At 71.1% G+C, this 18,112-nt stretch carries 15 protein-coding genes; 12 read left to right on the top strand and 3 right to left on the bottom strand.

Features of this window, described 5'->3' with window-relative positions; all coding sequences use genetic code 11:
* Positions 1 to 5 precede the first annotated feature (5 nt).
* From LXT23_RS06915 to LXT23_RS06930, 4 genes are all read left to right on the top strand, one after another.
* Positions 6 to 761 (top strand): DUF429 domain-containing protein, encoded by a 756-nt coding sequence (locus LXT23_RS06915; protein WP_253979266.1) that lies wholly within the window; start codon positions 6 to 8, stop codon positions 759 to 761.
* A 4-nt stretch (positions 762 to 765) separates the two neighbouring features.
* Positions 766 to 1,170 (top strand): hypothetical protein, encoded by a 405-nt coding sequence (locus LXT23_RS06920; RefSeq protein WP_253979267.1) that lies wholly within the window; start codon positions 766 to 768, stop codon positions 1,168 to 1,170.
* 199 nt (positions 1,171 to 1,369) lie between these two features.
* Entirely contained in the window at positions 1,370 to 2,551 is a 1,182-nt protein-coding gene (locus LXT23_RS06925; RefSeq protein WP_253979268.1) for an SRPBCC family protein, read from the top strand.
* A complete protein-coding gene (locus LXT23_RS06930; protein ID WP_253979269.1) occupies positions 2,548 to 4,029 on the top strand; it encodes a DUF4166 domain-containing protein in 1,482 nt (493 codons plus the stop codon). The genes LXT23_RS06925 and LXT23_RS06930 overlap by 4 nt, the downstream gene beginning before the upstream one ends.
* Before the next feature lie 317 nt (positions 4,030 to 4,346).
* Here LXT23_RS06930 and LXT23_RS06935 read toward each other — a convergent pair whose 3' ends face one another.
* Positions 4,347 to 5,612, bottom strand: a complete 1,266-nt coding sequence (locus LXT23_RS06935) for a ComEC/Rec2 family competence protein (protein ID WP_253979270.1) — start codon at positions 5,610 to 5,612, stop codon at positions 4,347 to 4,349.
* A complete protein-coding gene (locus tag LXT23_RS06940; protein ID WP_253979271.1) occupies positions 5,612 to 7,450 on the bottom strand; it encodes a gluzincin family metallopeptidase in 1,839 nt (612 codons plus the stop codon). Before LXT23_RS06940 ends, LXT23_RS06935 begins: the two co-directional genes overlap by 1 nt.
* A 173-nt stretch (positions 7,451 to 7,623) precedes the next feature.
* Between LXT23_RS06940 and LXT23_RS06945 the strand changes: the two genes are divergently transcribed.
* The 3 genes from LXT23_RS06945 to LXT23_RS06955 all read left to right on the top strand — a co-directional run bounded on the left by LXT23_RS06945 (position 7,624) and on the right by LXT23_RS06955 (position 10,535).
* A complete protein-coding gene (locus LXT23_RS06945; RefSeq protein ID WP_253979272.1) occupies positions 7,624 to 8,148 on the top strand; it encodes a DUF3592 domain-containing protein in 525 nt (174 codons plus the stop codon).
* Positions 8,149 to 8,264: 116 nt separating this feature from the next.
* The gene (locus tag LXT23_RS06950) at positions 8,265 to 9,221 is read left to right on the top strand and encodes a hypothetical protein (RefSeq protein WP_253979273.1); all 957 of its coding nucleotides are present in this window, start codon (positions 8,265 to 8,267) and stop codon (positions 9,219 to 9,221) included.
* Positions 9,222 to 9,341: 120 nt separating this feature from the next.
* Positions 9,342 to 10,535 carry a tetratricopeptide repeat protein gene (locus tag LXT23_RS06955; protein WP_253979274.1) on the top strand — a complete coding sequence of 398 codons (1,194 nt, stop codon included), beginning with the start codon at positions 9,342 to 9,344 and terminating at the stop codon, positions 10,533 to 10,535.
* A gap of 24 nt (positions 10,536 to 10,559) precedes the next feature.
* Here the strand turns inward: LXT23_RS06955 and LXT23_RS06960 are convergent, their stop codons facing one another.
* Positions 10,560 to 12,758, bottom strand: coding sequence for a tenascin-X (locus LXT23_RS06960; protein ID WP_253979275.1), 2,199 nt, complete (start codon positions 12,756 to 12,758; stop codon positions 10,560 to 10,562).
* 318 nt (positions 12,759 to 13,076) lie between these two features.
* On the opposite strand from LXT23_RS06960, the gene LXT23_RS06965 reads away from it, so the two are divergent.
* The 5 genes from LXT23_RS06965 (at position 13,077) to gshB (ending at position 17,804) form a co-directional block, all read left to right on the top strand.
* Positions 13,077 to 13,370 carry a hypothetical protein gene (locus LXT23_RS06965; RefSeq protein WP_253979276.1) on the top strand — a complete coding sequence of 98 codons (294 nt, stop codon included), beginning with the start codon at positions 13,077 to 13,079 and terminating at the stop codon, positions 13,368 to 13,370.
* A 30-nt stretch (positions 13,371 to 13,400) separates the two neighbouring features.
* A complete protein-coding gene (locus LXT23_RS06970) occupies positions 13,401 to 13,697 on the top strand; it encodes a hypothetical protein (RefSeq protein ID WP_253979277.1) in 297 nt (98 codons plus the stop codon).
* 491 nt (positions 13,698 to 14,188) lie between these two features.
* Positions 14,189 to 15,775 carry a serine/threonine protein kinase gene (locus LXT23_RS06975; RefSeq protein ID WP_253979542.1) on the top strand — a complete coding sequence of 529 codons (1,587 nt, stop codon included), beginning with the start codon at positions 14,189 to 14,191 and terminating at the stop codon, positions 15,773 to 15,775.
* A 176-nt stretch (positions 15,776 to 15,951) separates the two neighbouring features.
* A complete protein-coding gene (locus tag LXT23_RS06980; RefSeq protein ID WP_253979278.1) occupies positions 15,952 to 16,779 on the top strand; it encodes a sensor histidine kinase in 828 nt (275 codons plus the stop codon).
* A 59-nt stretch (positions 16,780 to 16,838) separates the two neighbouring features.
* Positions 16,839 to 17,804: a glutathione synthase gene (gene gshB, locus LXT23_RS06985; RefSeq protein ID WP_253979279.1), complete on the top strand. Its 966-nt coding sequence runs from the start codon at positions 16,839 to 16,841 to the stop codon at positions 17,802 to 17,804.
* The last annotated feature ends 308 nt before the right edge of the window (positions 17,805 to 18,112 follow it).

The raw sequence follows: 18,112 nt of genomic DNA on the forward strand, positions 1-18,112 counted from the left end.
AGGCCGTGCGTTTCGTGGGCTGGGACTTGACGGACCCGTACTCGCGGCAGTGTCGCGCGGTCGACGTGGCGCAGGTGGATGCGCGCGGACGGGTGCGCTTCTCGGAGCTGCGGTGGCCGGCGCCGTCACGGGACGGTGGCTTCGACCCGGGCGTGCTGGCGGCGGCGTTTCCCGTGGGCACCCAGGACGTGCTCGTCGTGGATGGGCCTCACGCGCTGGCCCGGACGGGTGCGACGGTGCGCGAGTCGGAGCGGCTGCTGCGGGCACCCGGGAGGACACCGGACGTACTGCCGGTACCGGGCCCTCCCTTCGCCGGCTTCGTGAGGGGCAGCGTGCTGCTGTTCGCGGCGCTGCGGGCCCGGGGTGGACTGCCCCTGCTGGACGTGGACGCGGCGGCGCTCGGCGAGGCCCGCCTCTTCGAGGCCTTTCCGGGCGCGACGTGGCGCGCGCTGGCTGTGGAGAAGTTGGGGGCAAAAGCCTCACGTGAGGGACGCGAGCAGCGGCGCGCGGTGCTGGAGGCTGAGGGGCTGCGCTTCGCAGAGGGAGAGCTGCCCACGCATGACCAGCTCGACGCGGCGCTGTGCGCGTGGCTCGGGTGGCTCACGAGGAAGGCCCCGGAGCGCGTGGCCGCCGTGGGGGCGGCGCCGCTCACGGTGGATGCGTCGGGCTGGCTGCGTGAGGGGCGCATCCTGGACCTGCGCTCTACCCAAGAGCAGGTAGCACGACCCCGGCGAATGCTGAGCGAACTGCTGGTACTTTGATGGCATGAACCAGCCCTCGATGCGCGGGGCCGTCTGCGCCGCCACATTCCTCGCGCCGCTGGCCGCCGGCGCAGAGGTCATGGACAAGGAGACGCCACCCTGGGAGCCGCTCCCCATGCTGGGGACGCTTGGTGTGGTCGCACTGTGCTTCTTCCTTGGGCGCAGTCCCCGGCGTATCTGGCTCCTGCCCGCGTTGCTCGTCGCAGCGTTCTGGGCCTTCGTGCGCTTCAACGACGACTTCTACTCCTCCGACGTGGGCCCAGCCATCCGCACGGAGTTGCCGGAGGCCGCCGTGGCTGCCTACGAGTGGCTCCTGCCCGTCCAGGCGCTGCTTCCAACTGCGGCCATCCTTCTGGGACTCGCTCGACGCCGTGCAGGGCTGCGTGGTGCCCGGCAGGCAAGCGCCTAGACCTGGCTCGCGAGCAGCACGCAACAGCCCAACTGCAGGAACGCGAAGGCTGCGCTGGAGAAGACGCTGGTGGCGTGCCGCTGTTGTCAGCACTGTCCACGGCGTTGACAGTGCCGGGCCCGGGGGCAGGGGTCCTCCTGGGATTCCGCACGGTTGAGGCCCCGAGGGCACTGGCCGCCCCGTTGCACAGGGGAAGGGCATGACCGCCGCCTTCTTCCTGCTCCTCGCCATCGGCCTGCTGGGCGCCTTCGACGTGCTGTACTTCCACATCTGGCGCGGCCGGCTCCAGGAGCGCGCCGAGTGCCAGCGCGAGGTGCTCTGGCACACCGTGCGTCACCTCATCTACGGACTCCAGTTCCTGTGGGTGCCGCACCTGCGCTTCCACGGCGTGGCCCTGGGACTGCTCGCCGTGCTCTACGCGGCGGATGTCTTCGTCGCCTGGGCCGACGTCTGGGAGGAGCGGGACAGCCGTGCTCCCCAGGGGGGACTGCCGCGCGGTGAGTACTTCATGCACGTGGTGCTCAGCGTGCTCGTCGGGCTGTACCTCATGTCCATCTTCCACGCCGTGTGGCCGGACCGGCTCCTGCCCACGGGCATCCGCGTGGACCCTCCCGCTGTCCCCGCCGCGCTCCGCACGCTGATGACCTTGATGGGCATGGTGGCGCTCGCGTCCTTTGCCAGGGACCTGGTGCGGTGGTTCGCCTTCCGCCGCGTCCCCTCGGCCGGGCTTCCGAAGCAGCCTCCGCCCCGCCGTATCGTCGTGGAGGCCCTCATCCCCGCCCCCATCGAGCGCGTCTGGGAGCGCACGCAGGACCCCGACCTGCACACCGCCTGGGACGTGCGCTTCACCTCCATCCGCTACCTGCCCGAGCAGGATGCTCGCGGCTTCCACCTCATGGACTACCGCACGCACCTGGGGTTCGGAGTCGAAGTCAGGGGCTGGGGCCGCTACCTCGCGAACACGCCCCTGGTGCGCTCCACCTTCGAGTTCGGCTCGGATGACGTGCGCAGCCTCATCCTCGAGGGCCGCGGCGTCTGGCTCTACGAGCGCCGACTGGAGGGCACCTTCTTCAAGACGGTCTTCGACTACCAGACGCGGCATGGAGTGGTGGGCGAGCTGCTCGACGCGGTGCTGTTCCGCCCCGTCATGCGGCTGGGCACCGAGTGGGGTTTCGAGACGCTGCGCCGCTGGTGCGCGGGGGAGGAGGGCGCTCCGGCGCGGGGCCGCTCGCGGTGGCGCTTCGCCCTGTTCTTCCTCGCGCGAGTGCTGGGCAGGGCGCCGGCTCCGGGCTCGGCGCGGAGCTGGCTCGGGTCCGGAAATGAGCGCCGTGAGCAGGGCGCGGCGTCCTCCTGTGGAGAACTTGTGGAGGTGTCGCCATGAGCAACGGACTGGGTGTCCATGAAACCTTCGAGGTCCATGCGGCGCTTCTGAGTGCACTCGGGTCTTCCACGGAGCAGCAGCGAGCACACGACGTCGCGGCGGACCCCACCTCCGTCGAACTCTCCGAGGCCCGGAAGTGGCTGCCCGGTGAGGCCGCCGAGGTGGAGCTTCGCGCCTTCGTCCTCCGCCAGCGCGAGTCCCGGCGCAGTGTGACGCTGCTCGCGGACTTCTACCGGGAGCACCCGTGCCGCATGGCCCGGGTCCACCTGCTCGTCGCGAGCGCCGTGGCCCTGGGCCGCTTCTGGGGCGTGTCGGCGCCGTTCGCCCGGCTGGGCCAGGCCGTACTTCCCGTGGACGACGCGGGCAGGCCTCGCACTCCGGAGTGGGCTTCCTACGCGCGGGCCTGTGCGGAGGGCCTTCCCTGGGAGATTCGCGACGAGCGGTGGATTGAAGCCCACATGCGGGATGCCACCCAGGCGCGGGAGGCCGGGCTGGAAGCGGCGTTCCTCGCGGAGGCACGGGCCCATGAGGGTGAGCCGCTATGGTGCCTGCTCGTGCAGCACCTGGAGATGACGCTCGGCTCGCGCTTCTTCGACCAGCCCGCGCTCGCGGGGGCCGTGCCGGCGGAGGCGGCCATCGCCCACGGCATGGCCGTGACGCTGAGACGGCTGCTGCGCGCCGGGTGGAGCCTCCTCCAGCACTATGCCTTCGCCACCGCTCGCGCCGTGCTCGCCCCGTGCTGGCCCCGGCTCACGGGGCTCGTGGACGAGCGGCGTGCGGCGTGGCTGCTGCTCTCCAGCTTCGTCACGGCGTGGGCCGCCGCGGGTGTCTATCGTCGAGGCGTGCGCGCCCTCCACCGTGGGCAGCGCGTGGGCCCCGGGGAGGCGTGGCCCCTGCTCGCGGCCACGCTCGGCGAGGACGTGTCCCAGGTGGACCCGCGCGTCGTCCGCTTCTACAGCAACCCGGCCGCCTGGGCCGTGCGTACCTCGGCGGAGCTGCACACCCGCTCGGCGCGCGTGATTGCATGGGTGGCCACGCGGCTGCTCGGCCAGGGTGTCTCCGAGCACGGCGCCCGGGCCTTCCCCTCCCGCTTCCGAACCTTCCGTCGGGCGGACGGCTCCATGCACTTCGTCCGCGAGCTGTACTGCGACGGGGTGCTGCGCGTGTTCGACTCGGACTTCGTCGTGCGACAGGGGCGGCTCTACGAGGTCTTCGTCGAGCACGGCATGGAGGTGGAGCTTCGAGTCCGCGTGCTGGAGGACGGCGGCGTGTCCCTGCGCGGCCAACGCGTGCGCTGGCGCGGGCTGCCCGTGCCCCTCTTCGGCCTGTGCGTCGAGTTCCGCACCCTGCCCGCTGCGGACAGCTCCGAGCGCGTGGACATCATCGGCACGCTGGCGCCCGGGACGCGGGAGGCGCCCCCACTGGGACGCATCCACTATGAGGCCTGGCGCGACACGCCGACGCAGGCGGACGCCTGAGGGACTTCACCTCCACAAGTTCTCCACAGGGCGGAAGGCCCCTCACGCCCGACTCACCACGCCGGACGCTCCTGCACGGTGAGAGAGCCGGATGACGTGCCTCGACGCCTGGAATGAACGTTCATTCCGCATGCGACCTGGCCGCCCTCACTCCCGGGAGCGCCCCGCCCCCGGAAGGAACGTTCATTCCGCTCGTGACCCGGCCACCGCCTCGCCCGGAAGGAACGTTCATTCCGCTCGCGGCTCGGCCGCCCTGACCCCTGAGCGTGCCCCGAAGCCCGGAAGGAACGTTCGTTCCACTCGCGGCCCGGCCGCCCTCACGCCCGCTTCTTCCCGCCGCCGCGCGAGTGACCTCGCGGCCCCCGGTTCCGCACCGGCACAGCGCGCCGGACGCGCGGTGTAGCCCGCGGCACCTCCACGTCCTCGAACGTGAGGTCCACGAAGGGCGCATCCGCCGCATCCACCGTGGTCCTCAGCTCGCACCGCGACTCCAGCCGCTGGTTCGTAGGCGTGTGGGGAATCCCGCTGTACGTGCCCTCGAACGAGGAGATGACCGCGCACCGCCGCCGGTCGTCCCCGGACCGCGCGGGGAGAATCGCGTCGAAGATGTCCCCGTCCGGCGTCCCGTTGTGGCTCCCGTGGTGGCTCACCTTGAGGAAGTGCACCGGCTTCAGCACCCCCTTCTTCTTCATCACCTTCCAGCTCCGCAGCTCCGCGTCCCCGGCGAACAGCAGCCGCCACCCCCGCCACTCCAGGCTGAAGACGATGCTCGTGTTGTTCGCCGCCCTGTCGATGGCCAGCAGGTCGTCCCCCACGCCCCGGCGCCGCCACGTCAGCAGGTTGTAGAACGCGCTCGCATCCACGCCCGAAGGAGGACACGGCACGTGGAGCGACACCTCCCCTCCCGCCTTCCGCTCCAGCCCCAGCGCCACCGGCGTGAAGCGCCCGTAGTACTCGCTGGTGTCCTCCTCCGGCGCCCACACCTCCAGCTTCGCCTCCTTGAACGGATGCGTCCCCTCCAGCGGCGCGCTCCGGTGCACGTAGTGCGTCTGCTCCGCCAGGCTCCGCAGGTACTTCACGCACTCGGCCGTCTTCCGGTAGTCATTGTTGAGCAGGAAGGACGGCACGGCATCGCGCGCCGCCTCGGGCCGCAGCCGGTAGTACTCGCGGATGTCGTCGTACAGCGCCCGGCTCGCCGTGAGCTGCTTCTCCGACTCCGGGAACCGCTCGTAGTAGTCCGGCGCCGCCGAGGCCGTCAGCCACGCATGGCGGAGCTTCAGCCGCTCCTTGAGCCCTCCCTCGTACAGCCGCCCGTCCGCGTAGAAGAGCCCCTGCACGTGGTCCAGGTGCTCGTGCGTCATCACATACAAGTCCAGCGGCGCGCCCTTCAGCTCCTTCAGCACGTCCTCCAGCACGGGGTGGAACACCGTGTCCGCCCCGCCCTCACCGGCCTGCACGTTGCCCACGTCGATGAGCACATGCCGCATCGTCGTGACGCCCGTCTCCCCGTCGCGGTCCGGCACCGACACGAGCAGCGCGTCACCGAACCGCACGTTGTACGTCCGCACCCTCAGCGCCTCCATCACCCGGCCCTCCTTCCGAAGCGCTCCTCCACCACGTGCAGCATGTGCGCGGTGCCCAGCACCCGCAGCACCCCGCCGGACACCTCGCCCCGGATGGCCGTGGCCAGGGGCCTGCTGTCCGGGCCGAGCGCCTCGTCCCCCATGCGCAGCAGGTCCTCGTCCAGCAACCACCGCAGCATCTCGTCCCGCTCCAGCTTCCGCGTGAAGCTCCGGTCCGACGTGAGCAGCGCCCGCACCCGCCGCGTCTCGCAGTCGATGGCCAGCGTGGTGCCGAACGTCACCTGCCTCCAGTCCGGAAGCGCGTGCCCCGGCACCATGTCCGGCTCATTCACCTTCCAGGACACCTTGAAGATGCACTCGCGCACGCGCCGCCGCTGCGAGCCGCCCGGGTAGTAGAGCTTCTCCACCACCAGCCTCGGGAAGACGTGGAACGAGGTGCTCCGGGGCAGCCGCAGGAAGCCGCGGTACCGGTTGGCGAACGCATAGGCGGCCCAGTCGCTCGTCGCCAGCGTGTCCAGGTCCACGTGGGCCAGCGCGGAGTGCGCATAGTCGGTGCGCACGTGCAGCGCCCGCGCGTCCCGGACGATGCCCCTGCGGACGAACTCCTGGCACAGCCACTCGCGCTGCTCGCCACTGGTCGGGTGCGACGCCGCGTCCGCCGCGATGATGGCCCGCCCCAGGTCCGCGAAGGACACCTCTCCGGGAGGCAGGTAGTCCAGCCCCCGGTACAGGCTGCGCCTGAGCCGCGACGCCGCCACCGCCAGCGCCTTGCCGGACACGCGCCGCCGCGCCTCCCGCCGCGCCTGCTCCGAGACGGGGCCCGCGCGCGCCAGCGGAGGCTCGGGGGGCGCGTCCTCCAGGGACAGCACCTGCCGGGCCGTCTCGGTGGGAGTCACCAGCGACGCGCGCGCGTGGCGCTTGCGCGCGAACTCGTCCTTCAGCGCTTCATGCAGCCGCACCAAGACGCCGTAGAGCGCGCCAGACAGCACCTGGCTCAGCGCATGCGGCTCCACCGAGGTGACGACGTCCTCCGGCTTCCCGCCGGGCACCGGCTTCAGCGTCTTGTGGTTGAGCAAATCCCTCAGCGGCCCGCGCCCGTCTCCGAGCGCCCGGCCGAACTGCTCGCCAATGGCGCTGAAGGCCCCGGAGTGCGCGATGCTCCCGCCCTGCTCCTCCAGCACCTGCTTCACCAGCGTCCGGCACCGGAACGAGGCCAGCGCCGCGGTGAGGTCCGCCACCGCCTCGTGCAGCGCGAGCGCCTGGGGCGACAGCGAGTCGTGCAGGTCCGGCGCAATCCCATCCAGCACCGCGTGCGCCGTCTCGTGCGCGATGATGTCGTGCGAGTGGCAGGTGTAGATGCGCTCCTGCCTCCCGTGGTCGAGCGCATGCTGGAAGTAGAAGAACTGCAGGCTGTGGGACTCGCGCTGGTAGAAGGCGTTCGCCCACTCGCCGGCCTGGGGCACCACGAGCAGCTGCGAGCCCTGGAAGGCCCACCGCACCCGGCGGCCGAGCGCGTCGTCCTCCTCGAACATCTCCAGCGTCCGGAGCACCGCGCCGAAGACGCTCACCTGGATGACGTCGGCCGCCTGCAGCCGCTCCAGGTCCTTGATGCGGAACGTCCCCGGCTCCCCCTCCCGCTCGGGGGGCTGGTAGTGGGCCCCGCGCCGCAGCCTGCCGGTGCGCGCGTCCAGGTCCAGCACCGCCACCCGGGGCGACACGGGCCCGTCCAGCACCACGTCCTCGCTGCGCACGCGGACCCACTCCGTCATGGCCAGCTTCCGCTCGCCCGCGGCCACGGGGTCCTGCACCAGCACCGGAATGCGCACTTCCACGGCCATGCCCCGCCTCCCGAAAGGACCTCATGGGAGGGAGCCGCGGGCCGCACCCTGTGACGCACCGGCGAGGCCCCGCACGCAGCCGCGAGCAGAGGACGGCGGGCCGGGCGCCCCGCTCGCGGCATGCCCGGCCTCGACGCCTGCCTGGAGGGCGCTGCTAAGGTGCGGCCCCCACCATGAAGCCACTGCTCCTGTCGGTGCTGTCCACCATCGCCGTCATCCTGGGCGTCACCGGGCTGGGCGTCCTGGTCTGGGGAATCTTCCGGATGCGAAGCACGGCCCGCACCCGGCACTGGCCCACCACCCAGGGCACCATCCGCGCCGCCCGCGTCACCTCGCGCGAGGTGCCCATCGCCCCGGGTGACAGCAGCGACGACGACGACGCCCCCGCCCCCAGGACGCGGCCCCTCTACCGCCCCGAAGTCGAATACACCTACACCGTGGGACGACAGACCTACACCGGCACGCAGCTCGGCATGGACGTGGTGGAGGTCAGCAGCCGGGAGCACGCCCAGGCCCATGCGGCGCGCTACGCCCCGGGCGCCCCCGTCACCGTCTTCCATGACCCCCAGGACCCCGGCCAGGCCCTGCTCGAGCCCGGCCTCCAGGCCGCCTCGTGGTCCGTCCCAGGCGCCGGGGTCGCGTGCCTCGCCGTGGCGACGGCCTTCTTCTTCTTCGTCCGCTGGTACAGCGGCGGGTAGAAGCCCACCCACCCCACCTCGTGCCTCCTCAAAGATCCAGGCCCACGCAACCTGGCGCTACAGCCGCCGACAATGGCTCAAGCCTCGATTTCCTGACCTGACCTGGAGCTGTTCCCATGACCGCCAAGAGCCTCCGCGGCTTCAACTTCCTCGGGCTGACCAAGAGCCTCAAGCAGCCCAAGCTGGCCAAGCCCCAGACTCCGCCGCGCAACCAGGTCGCGACGCAGCCCGAGAAGAAGAACACGCTGGTCGACGAGAAGGGCCGCTACAAGAACAGCTTCGAGACGGGCCAGCAGATCAACCGCAACTACAACAAGACCTTCTCGAGGGGCGACACGAGCGACCTCTTCACGCCCAACGCGAGCTCGGCCAAGGGTCCCGCGAAGCTCCTCGGCAAGCTGCCCGGCATCACCCTGGCGGAGGGCTCCTTCGAGAAGGGCGTGGCCGGCATCAGCCGCGCTGGCAGCTTCGGCAGCCCCAACGGCATCACCCAGGGCCAGGGCAGCTTCTCGGTGGCCGAGGCCTCCGTGCGCGGCTCCGGCAAGGTCTCCTTCGAGGGCGGCGCGCTGAAGGCCCGCGGCGAGCTGGCGGCCTCCGCCACGCTGGTGAACGCGAAGGGCTCGGTCCGCGTCGGCAAGGGCGACTACAACCTGGAGGCCTCGGGTGAGGCGTATGTCGGCGCCAAGGCCAAGGCCAGCGGCGAGCTGACCATCGACCCGGCCAAGGGCATCTACGCCGCCAAGGTCGGAGGCGAGGCCTTCGCCGGTGCCCGCGTGGGCGCCGAGGCCAACGTCAACCTGGGCAAGTTCGGCAGCGTGGGTGGCCGCGCCGAGGCCTGGGCCGGCGTGGGTGCCGCGTTCAACGTGGAGGCCGGCTTCAAGAACGGCCGCTTCAAGGCCCGCGTGGACATCGGCGCCGCGCTCGGCATCGGCTTCAAGCTGGGCTTCAACGTCGACATCGACCTCAAGGGCATCAAGGACACCGTCAAGAAGGTCATCGAGAAGCCCGTCGAGATCATCAAGGACATCGGCAGCACCGTCGGCAACGCGCTGAAGAAGCTGAAGTTCTGGTAACGCCACGCCTGTAGTTGCTCCACACCCCCGGGCGCGAGTCGTCCGAGGTGCCCCTTCCGGCACCTCGGGCCTCGCGCCCGCTGTTTTCAGGGGCCTTCGCTCCCCTGGCATACTCCCGCCATGACCACCCAGAGCATGCAGGCGCTGTTGAAGGCCGGTGAGGTCGACAAGGCCAGGGCCCTCGCGGAGAGCGCCCTCAGCAAGAACCAGGACGACCGGGGCGCGCTGCTGACGCTCGCCAAGCTGGCGTCGGTGGACGGCGACTGGGCGCGCGCGGAGCAGCTGGTCCAGCGCGCCACCAAGGGCGGCGTGGAGGACGCGGACTCGCGCCTGGTGAAGGCCGCGCTGGCCTCGGAGAAGGGTGACGCGGACGAAGCCCGCGCCCTCTACACGCAGGTCATCCGCGAGGCGAAGCCCCCGCGCGCCGAGGCGCACTTCGGCCTGGGCTACCTGCTGGCCTCGCAGGAGGACTTCGCCGGGGCCCGCAAGGCGCTGGAGAAGGCCGTGGAGCTGGAGCCGGACATGGCGGCCTACCGCTTCCACCTGGCCCGCGTGCTGCTCGCCCTGGAGGACCTGAAGCCCGCGCTGCCCCAGCTGGAGAAGGCGCTGGAGCTCAACCCGCTCTACCCGCCCGTCTACGTCGTCTGGGGCGTGGTGCTGCAGCAGCTGGGTGAGCTGGAGACGGCGGAGGACCTGCTGCGCCAGGGCCTGAAGCTGCTGCCGGACCACCCGGACCTGCTCAACATCCTCAGCAGCATCCTCGCCGCGCGCGGCAACGTCCCCGAGGCCTTCGGAATCGCGAAGCACCTGGCCCGCGAGTTCCCCGACGACGCCTCGGCCCAGGGCAACCTGGCGCGGATGATGATGGCCACCGGGCACCGCGAGGAGGCGCTGGAGCTGTGCCGCTCCCTGGCCGCGCGCGGGCTGTCCACGGCGCAGTCCAAGTCCGTGGAGGCCATGCTGCTGGAGGCCCAGGAGCCGCCGGACGTCGAGGGCGCGGTGAATGCCTGGCGCGAGGCCATGGACCTGGACCCGGACGACTGGGCCTCCGCCAACAACCTGGGCAACCTCCTGATGCGCTGGGAGGAGGGCGACGCCGAGGAGCGCCTCACGGCCGCCACCGAAATCCTCGAGGAGGCCTGCCGCCGCGCGCCCTTGCGCGTGGAGCCACTGCTCAACCTGGCCCTCGTCACCGCGCGCCGGGGCGACAAGGTGAAGGCGAAGGCGCTCGCCAAGGACGTCCTGAAGCAGGTGCCCCCGGGCGAGAAGGACCTGCGCGAGCAGGCCGAGCGGCTCCTCAAAACGCTCGGCTGACCGACGGCGCGCGGGCCTTCCGCGTCAGTGCGCCGCCGTCTCGTGGTGCCCGTGGCCCGGCCCGCCGAAGGTGCCCGGCCACGGCTCCTTCGCCGGCAGCAGCCCCGGCGTCACGAAGCGCATGAAGCGCGCCTGGCTGTTGGCGAACGGCGGGTCGCACTCGCCGCACCGCTCGGCGCCGTCCATCACCATCAGCGCGCCCGGCGCCAGCTCCAGCAGCTGCGGGAAGGTGCGGGCCTCGTAGCTCATGGGGCACTGGAACGCCTCGCTCCCGTCCCCCGGGCGCACGCCCACCAGCAGCCACTCCGTCTTCTCGCCACTGGTATCCGCCGCGGTGGTCAGCACCACCGTCTCCGGCGGCAGCCCCGCGCCCACGGGCAGTGACGCCAGCCGCAGCTCCTTGGTGGTGAGCAGCTGCCCCGCCTTGAGCGAGTACGTCCACAGCGGGTCCAACCCCGGCAGCTTGAAGCCCTTGAGCTCCGTGGCCGCGGGGGTGGAGCTCAGGCTGCTGCTCCAGTTCACCGTGGTCCCCGGCGCGCTGGGCACCGCCACCGTGCGGGTGGCCACCGCGCGCCCGAAGGCCTGGGGAATGGCGCCCGCGGGGGAGCCGTCCGCCGTCTTCAGCGCCTGCGTGCCGAACTCCGGCAGCAGCAGCCCGTTCGCCACCGCCAGCTCGCCGGAGCGGAACGGCTCGTTCTTCCGCCAGCGGGGCACCCCGTCCGACGAGAAGGCCATCAGCAGCGTGGGCGAGCCCGCCTGCAGCGGTGCCCCCGAGTTCATCGAGCGGGCGAAGGAGACGTACAAATCCCCCGCCGCGTCCGACGCCAGGCCGAAGGGGTGCGGGTGGTTGCACTCGGACAGCAGCGGGTCCGTCAGCTCCTGCGCGGACACCATCTTCCCGAAGGCATCCAGCACGACCAGGAAGTACATGCGGCACAGCGTGTCGCGGGACTGGCCCGCCGGGTACGCCTCGAAGAGGGCCGCCAGCCGGTCCGGCGCCATGACGGCGAGCCGGGCCAGGAAGAGCGTCAGCGTCCGGCCCGCGATGTCCGGCCGCGCCTCGGACAGGGTGAAGGTCCACCGGGGCGCCCCCGTGGCGCGCTCCAGCAGCGACACCGTGCCGTCCCGGGGCAGGTCCATGCACAGGAGCCGGTCGTTCCACAGCATGCAGCGCCGGCCCGCGGCGTTGGAGCGCACCGGCGACGCGCTGGCCGCGTTCAGCACCGGGGTGCCGTAGAAGCCCGACAGCGTCACGTCCCCCTCGGGGCCCACCAGCATGTCGTGCAGGTTGTCCCGGCTGCGGGCGTCGTAGCTCCAGTCCATCGTCAGGGGCACCGCGGCGGGCCGCTCGCAGACGGGGCCCCGGCAGACGCCCTCGCCCTGGCAGGGGCTGGCCTGCGCGCACAGGAAGCCGTCCGGAAGGTTGCGCCGCACGCAGTCGCCCTCCACGCACACGTCCGCGTCGTCACACCCGCGCGCCGTGCCGCAGAAGGTGCCGTCCTTCGCGGGGGCCAGGCCGCAGCCCTTCTTCGGGTCGCACGTGCCCACCTGGCACTTGCCGTCCCCCGGACAGGGCGGCGCCGGCACCGACGTGCACCCGTCCAGCGCATGGCACACGTCCGTGGTGCACGCATTGCCGTCGTCGCACGCGCGCTCGGTGCCCCGGCACCGGCCCGCCTGGCACGTGGCGCCGATGAGGCAGGAGTTGCCCGGGTCACACGCGGTGCCGTCCGGCAGCAGCGTCTCCACGCACTGCTCCGTCGCCACGTCGAACGTCGCCGTGGCGCACGTCACCGGCGTGAAGCAGTCCGGAATCGGCTTCGCCTCCGCCACCAGCACCAGCGCCACCTCGCCCCCGTCCGAGGACGTGCCCGTGACAGTCACCTCGTACGTGCCCACCGCCTGGGGCGAGAAGCGCAGGCGCACCGGCACCTCGCCCGTCTGCACCCGCGCCGGCAGCGCGTCCACCAGCGAGAAGGGCTCCGGCACCGCCGTCCAGGTGACGTCCAGCGGCGCGCGGCCCGCGTTCACCACCCGCACCTCTGCGGCGCGCGTGGTGCCCGGATAGGCGACGGGGAAGTCCACCCGCTCCTGCGACAGTCGCAGCCGGCCCACCGCGTTCTTCAGCGGTGGCTCGCCCGGGCAGCCCGTGCCCACCCCCAGCACCAGTGCCAGCAGGATGACCGCCCGCCCCACCCCGCCTGCTGTCGTCGCGCGCGCCATGGGTGCCTCCCGACTTCCCGCTATAGCCCTCGCGGAGGAAGGATGCGAGGAACGCCCCTCGAATGGGCGCCTCCGCTGTCCGCTGCCCGCCGCATCCCTGGCCGCACCCGGAGCGAAGCGTCGTGTACCCACAGTTGTGAAGCCCTCCCACCCGACGGCACACGTCGGGCGGAGGTGCGTGTCAAGAATCCTCCCAAGGTTTCAGAGCCTGAGCTCGAAGCCCCGGTGATTTTTTCAGACGGATCCGCCTCGAGGCCCCGCAACCTCGCGAAACAGCTGGAATCTCGGAGGGTATGGTTCTGGCAATCGGGGCAGGACATGACCCAGGCCGAATCCGCTGGCGCGTCGCAGTCGTCCCAGGCCTTCACGGTGCTCATTCCTCGTGGACTCCAGGCCACGGTGGATGGGCTGCAGGCGGAGGCCCGGCAGGAGCTGCTGGCCGAGCTGTTCCGCATGGCGGCCCTGGCGCACCAGGAGCGCAGCCTGCTGCCCGCCTCGGCGCCGTACACGCTGCGGCTGGACCTGGCGGGCTGTCAGGTGAGCGTGGAGCTGGACCCGGCGCGCTCGCGCCTGACGCTGTCCGGCCTGCAGCGGGCCCGGGTCGTGGCATGACCCGCGTGCCGGGTCACGGGAATGGCTGAGATGCCACGCAGGGCCGGCTACGAGGAATCCTGGGACCTGGCGTACCTGGTGGAGCAGCTCCGGGAGCTGGTCGGCCACGAGCTGCGCATGGACTCCGGCCTGTCCGAGGAGCTGGAAGACACCCTCGACAGCCTGGTGGTCCGCAACCAGCGCCTGCGCGTCCTGCAGCGCATGGTGACCGCGGAGCGCGAGGCCGAGGACCTGGCCCTCGTCCGGGGCGCCCTGGAGAACCTGGACCGCGACCTGCTGCACCGGCTGCCCACGCTGCTCGAGCGCCTGCGCGCCGCGCTGCCCTGAGCCGCCCCAATCCTCTACAGTCCCGACCAGCCCTGTTGCACCGCTGGCTGTTCCACAGCCGCGTTGTCCCCAGCCGCTGACGACTGCTTCTATAGGTATATAGGAGTATTGATCTAACGGTAGTAGAAGCAGAGCGCGCGGAGTTGGGGACAAGTCAGCAAGCTCCCGGAAACACTCACGAATTCGCGCGCTGCTACATGTGGGTAAAGTGCGGGTTTCCCCCGGGCATCCACAGGTGTTTATCCGCGCCCCCCTTTCTCCACAACCCGGCCCCCACCGTCCACAGTCCATCCACAGGCTTCGAGTGGATGCGGGTGCCACGCAGGGTGCCGGTGGATGCACACGGGACGTCCAGCCCGCACAAGCCTGTTATCGTCCGTGCCGGCGAAGGTCCCCGGAGCGGGGCGCTGGCGGAGGATGGGCCCATCGACTTCTATCGGGGCGAGCGCATCGGGAAGTACGAGGTCGTCACGCAGCTGTCCGTGGGTGGCATGGCCGAGCTGTTCCTCGGCTTCACCTCGGGGCCGGGTGGCTTCCGCAAGTACGTGGTCATCAAGCGCATCCTCCCGGACGTGCGCGACAACGAGCAGTTCGAGCGCATGTTCCTGGACGAGGCCCGCATCACCGCGGCCTTCAACCACCCGAACATCGCGCAGGTGTTCGACCTGGGGCAGGAGGATGACGGGCTCTACCTGGCCATGGAGTTCATCGCCGGGCAGAACCTGAACCAGATTACGGGCGCGTGCCTGCGACGCAAGCAGCAGGTACCGCTGGGCTTCACGCTGTCGGTGGCGCGCGACATCTGCATGGCGCTGCACTACGCGCACACCTTCACGGCGCCCTCGGGCGAGCCCAGCCCCGTCATCCACCGCGACGTCGCGCAGAAGAACGTCATGGTGAACTACGACGGCGTGGTGAAGCTGCTCGACTTCGGCATCGCCAAGGCGAAGGGCAGCCTGGAGCGCACCAGCGCGGGCACGGTGAAGGGCACCACCGGGTACATGTCCACCGAGCAGGTGCGGGGCGACAAGCTGGACGGGCGCAGCGACTTGTTCTCCGTCGGGGTGATGATGCACGAGCTCATCACCGGGGCGCGCCTGTTCGCGGGCAGGGACGAGCGCGACGAGATGATGAAGATCCTCGAGGCGCCCATCCCCTGGCCGTCGCACGTGGCGCCGCACGTGCCGGAGGAGGTGTCCAAGGTGGTGATGCGGGCGCTGGAGCGCAGCCGCGAGAAGCGCTTCCCCACCGGCCGGGACATGGCGCGGGCCATCGAAGCGGCGGCGGGCTCGGTGCTGATGGACGCGGACCACCGGGCCTCGCTGATGCGCGAGCTGTTCACCGAGCGGATGGCCGCCACGCGCGCGCTGCTGGAGAGCGCGGAGGGCACGGCGAACACCGACATGGTGGCCTCGGCGAAGCGCGCGCTGCGGGGCGAAGACGGGCCGTACCTGCCCGAGCGCAAGGACGACGTCACCCCGCAGCAGGGCGTGGAGGCCGTGCCGCGCAAGGCGCCCCGCAAGGCGCGGGCGACGGGAAAGACGCCGGCGGTGGCCGACACCGCGAAGACGGAGCGCAGGGGCGCCTGGCTGACGAACGTGCTCTGGGGCCTGCTGCTGCTGGGCATCGTGGTGGTCGGCGGCTATGGCGCCTGGCGCCTGTCGCTCGTGCTGAACGCGAACGTGGAGCCCGAGCCGCAGCTGCGCGCGCTCGACGACACGGGGCCGAGGCTGCCCGAGTACCGCGAGCCGGGAACGGGGGTTCCGGACGCAGGCGTGGCGAAGGCCGAGCCGAACGGGGGCTCGCGCGAAGACACTGAGGCAGACGGGAAGGCCGAGGCTCCGGTCCGCGCCAGGAAGACAGGCAAGCTGACGCTGCTCGTGAATCCGGACGCCACCGTCTACCGGGGCAAGGTGAAGCTGGGCCGCACGCCGATTTTCGCCGTGGAGATGCCCGTGGGCGAGCACCGGCTGACCATCATCGGCCCGGACGGAAAGAAGCGCCGGCTCTCGGTGCCCATCGAGCTGGGGAAGACGGCCCAGTTCCGCCTGACGCTCGCGGACATCCCCGAGCGCTGAAGTCCCGCCTCCCATGGGAGGCCACGGAGCGCCGGGCTTGCGGACGCCCGGCTGATCGGCTGGCGCCCCGTCATGGGAGCGCCCACCTGCCGCGTCTTGCCAGGAAGCGTGGGCATCGCCTCTTTCGCCTTGGTTCCATCGATAGGAACCCGAGCGAGGAGCGATTCCGGCTGCTCGTGGACAGTGTGACGGACTACGGCATCTTCATGACGGACCGCATGAGGCAGGAGCAGGCCCTCCGGGAAGCGAATGCCAGCCTGGAGCGACGCGTGCAGGAGCTCACCGCCGAGCTGCAGGTGGTGAACGAGGAGCTGGAGGCCTTCAGCTACTCCGTCTCGCATGACCTCCGGGCGCCCCTGCGTGCCATCGAAGGCTTCAGCCGCATCGTGCTGGAGGACTACGGGCCGGGCCTCCCGCTGGATGACCAGGGACGGGAGTACCTGGAGCGCATCAGCGCCGGCGGCAAGCGCATGGCCACCCTCATCGAGGACCTGCTGAAGCTCTCGCGGGTGACTCGCGCGGGCATCCGGCGGCTGCCGGTGGACCTCTCGGAGATGGCCCGGGAGGTGGTGGACAACTTGAGGCGGCAGGAGCCCGACCGCGCGGTGACGGTGTCCATCGCCCCCGCCGCGCGGACGACGGGAGACCCGCACCTGCTGCGGCTCGTGCTCGAGAACCTGCTCGGCAATGCCTGGAAGTTCACCGGCAAGAAGGCGGCCCCGCGCATCGAGCTCGGCGTGGAGGAGAAGGACGGCGAGCGGTGGTTCTTCGTCCGCGACGACGGCGCCGGGTTCGACATGGCCTACGCGGACAAGCTCTTCGCGCCCTTCCAGCGGCTGCACAGCGATGCCGAGTTCCAGGGCACGGGCATCGGGCTCGCCACCGTCCAGCGAATCATCCGCCGTCACGGGGGCAGCGTTCGGGCCGAGGCGCGGGCGGGCCACGGCGCCACGTTCTGGTTCACCCTGGAGTCCTCCTCCGCCGGACAGAGCGTGCATGAATGAAGGGCACGAAGCAGTGTGCTTCGCTATCTTCGCGCCTCCAACCTTCCCCCCCGGACTGCATGGCCGCGCTCACCATTGGCTTCCTGATGGACCCGCTCGAGACGGTGCGGGTGAACCACGACTCCACGTTCGCGCTGATGCAGGAGGCGCACACGCGTGGGCACCGGGTGCGCTACTTCGAACAGGGCTGGCTGCGCTTCAACGGCAGGTGCGCGGAGGCGCGCATGCGCCACGTCACCGTGCGGGGCGAGCAGGGGCGCCACTTCGACGTGCTGGAGGACGCCACGCACCCGCTGTCCTCGCTGGACGTGCTCTTCCTGCGCAAGGACCCGCCGGTGGACGCGGAGTTCCTCCATGCCACGCAATTGGTGGAGCTGTGCGGGGACAGGTCCCCCGCCTTCATCAACCACCCGGCGGGCATCCGCGACGCCAACGAGAAGCTGTTCGCGCTGCGCTTCCCGGAGCTGATGCCGGACACGCGCATCACCCGCGAGCTGCCGGTGCTGCTGGACTTCATCGCGGGCAACGCGAAGGGCACCATCCTCAAGCCCATCGACGGCTTCGGCGGCAAGGGCATCCTCTTCCTGTCACCCGGCGACAGGAACACGCGCTCGGTGGTGGAGCTGCTCACCCAGGGAGGCCGCGAGGCCGTCGTCGCGCAGGCGTACATCCCGGAGAGCCGCCTGGGCGACAAGCGCATCATCCTGGTGGACGGTGAGCCGGTGGGCGGCGTGCTGCGAGTGCCCTCCGAGGACGACCACCGGGGCAACATGGCCGCCGGCGGCGTGCCGCGCAAGGCCGTGCTCACGCCCAGGGACCTGGAAATCTGTGAGCGGCTGAAGCCCGAGCTGCGCCGGCGCGGCCTGCTGCTGGTGGGCATCGACGTGCTCGGGGACTACCTCACCGAGGTGAACGTCACCAGCCCCACGGGCCTGGTGGAAGCGGACCAGCTGGACGGCGTCAACATCGAGGCGAAGGTGCTGGACGTGGCCGAGCGACTGGCCGCGGAGCGCAACGCCCGGTAGCACCCCCGAGGGCTCACGGCATGGGACGAGGAGGCCGCGCGCCGGCCCCCGCCCGCCCTGGAGTCCTCTGTCCCGACAGGATGCGGGCCTCCGTCCTCCGTGCGAGGGGCCCCACGCCTGTCCGAAGCTGAAGCCTGGTTCAGGTTTCATCCATCCTGTCGACGCAGCGCACCATGGATGCCTGGGCGGTGCTGATTTGAATGCTGGTTCATGTTTCATGCGTCCGGCGACGCATCGCGCCTTGAATGAGGTGGAGCCGGGGGAGTCAGGTCTCGCCTCGCGGCCGCCTGCTTCCCCCCACTGGCGGT

The sequence above is a fragment of the Pyxidicoccus xibeiensis genome, from assembly GCF_024198175.1.
Lineage (GTDB): Bacteria > Myxococcota > Myxococcia > Myxococcales > Myxococcaceae > Myxococcus > Myxococcus xibeiensis.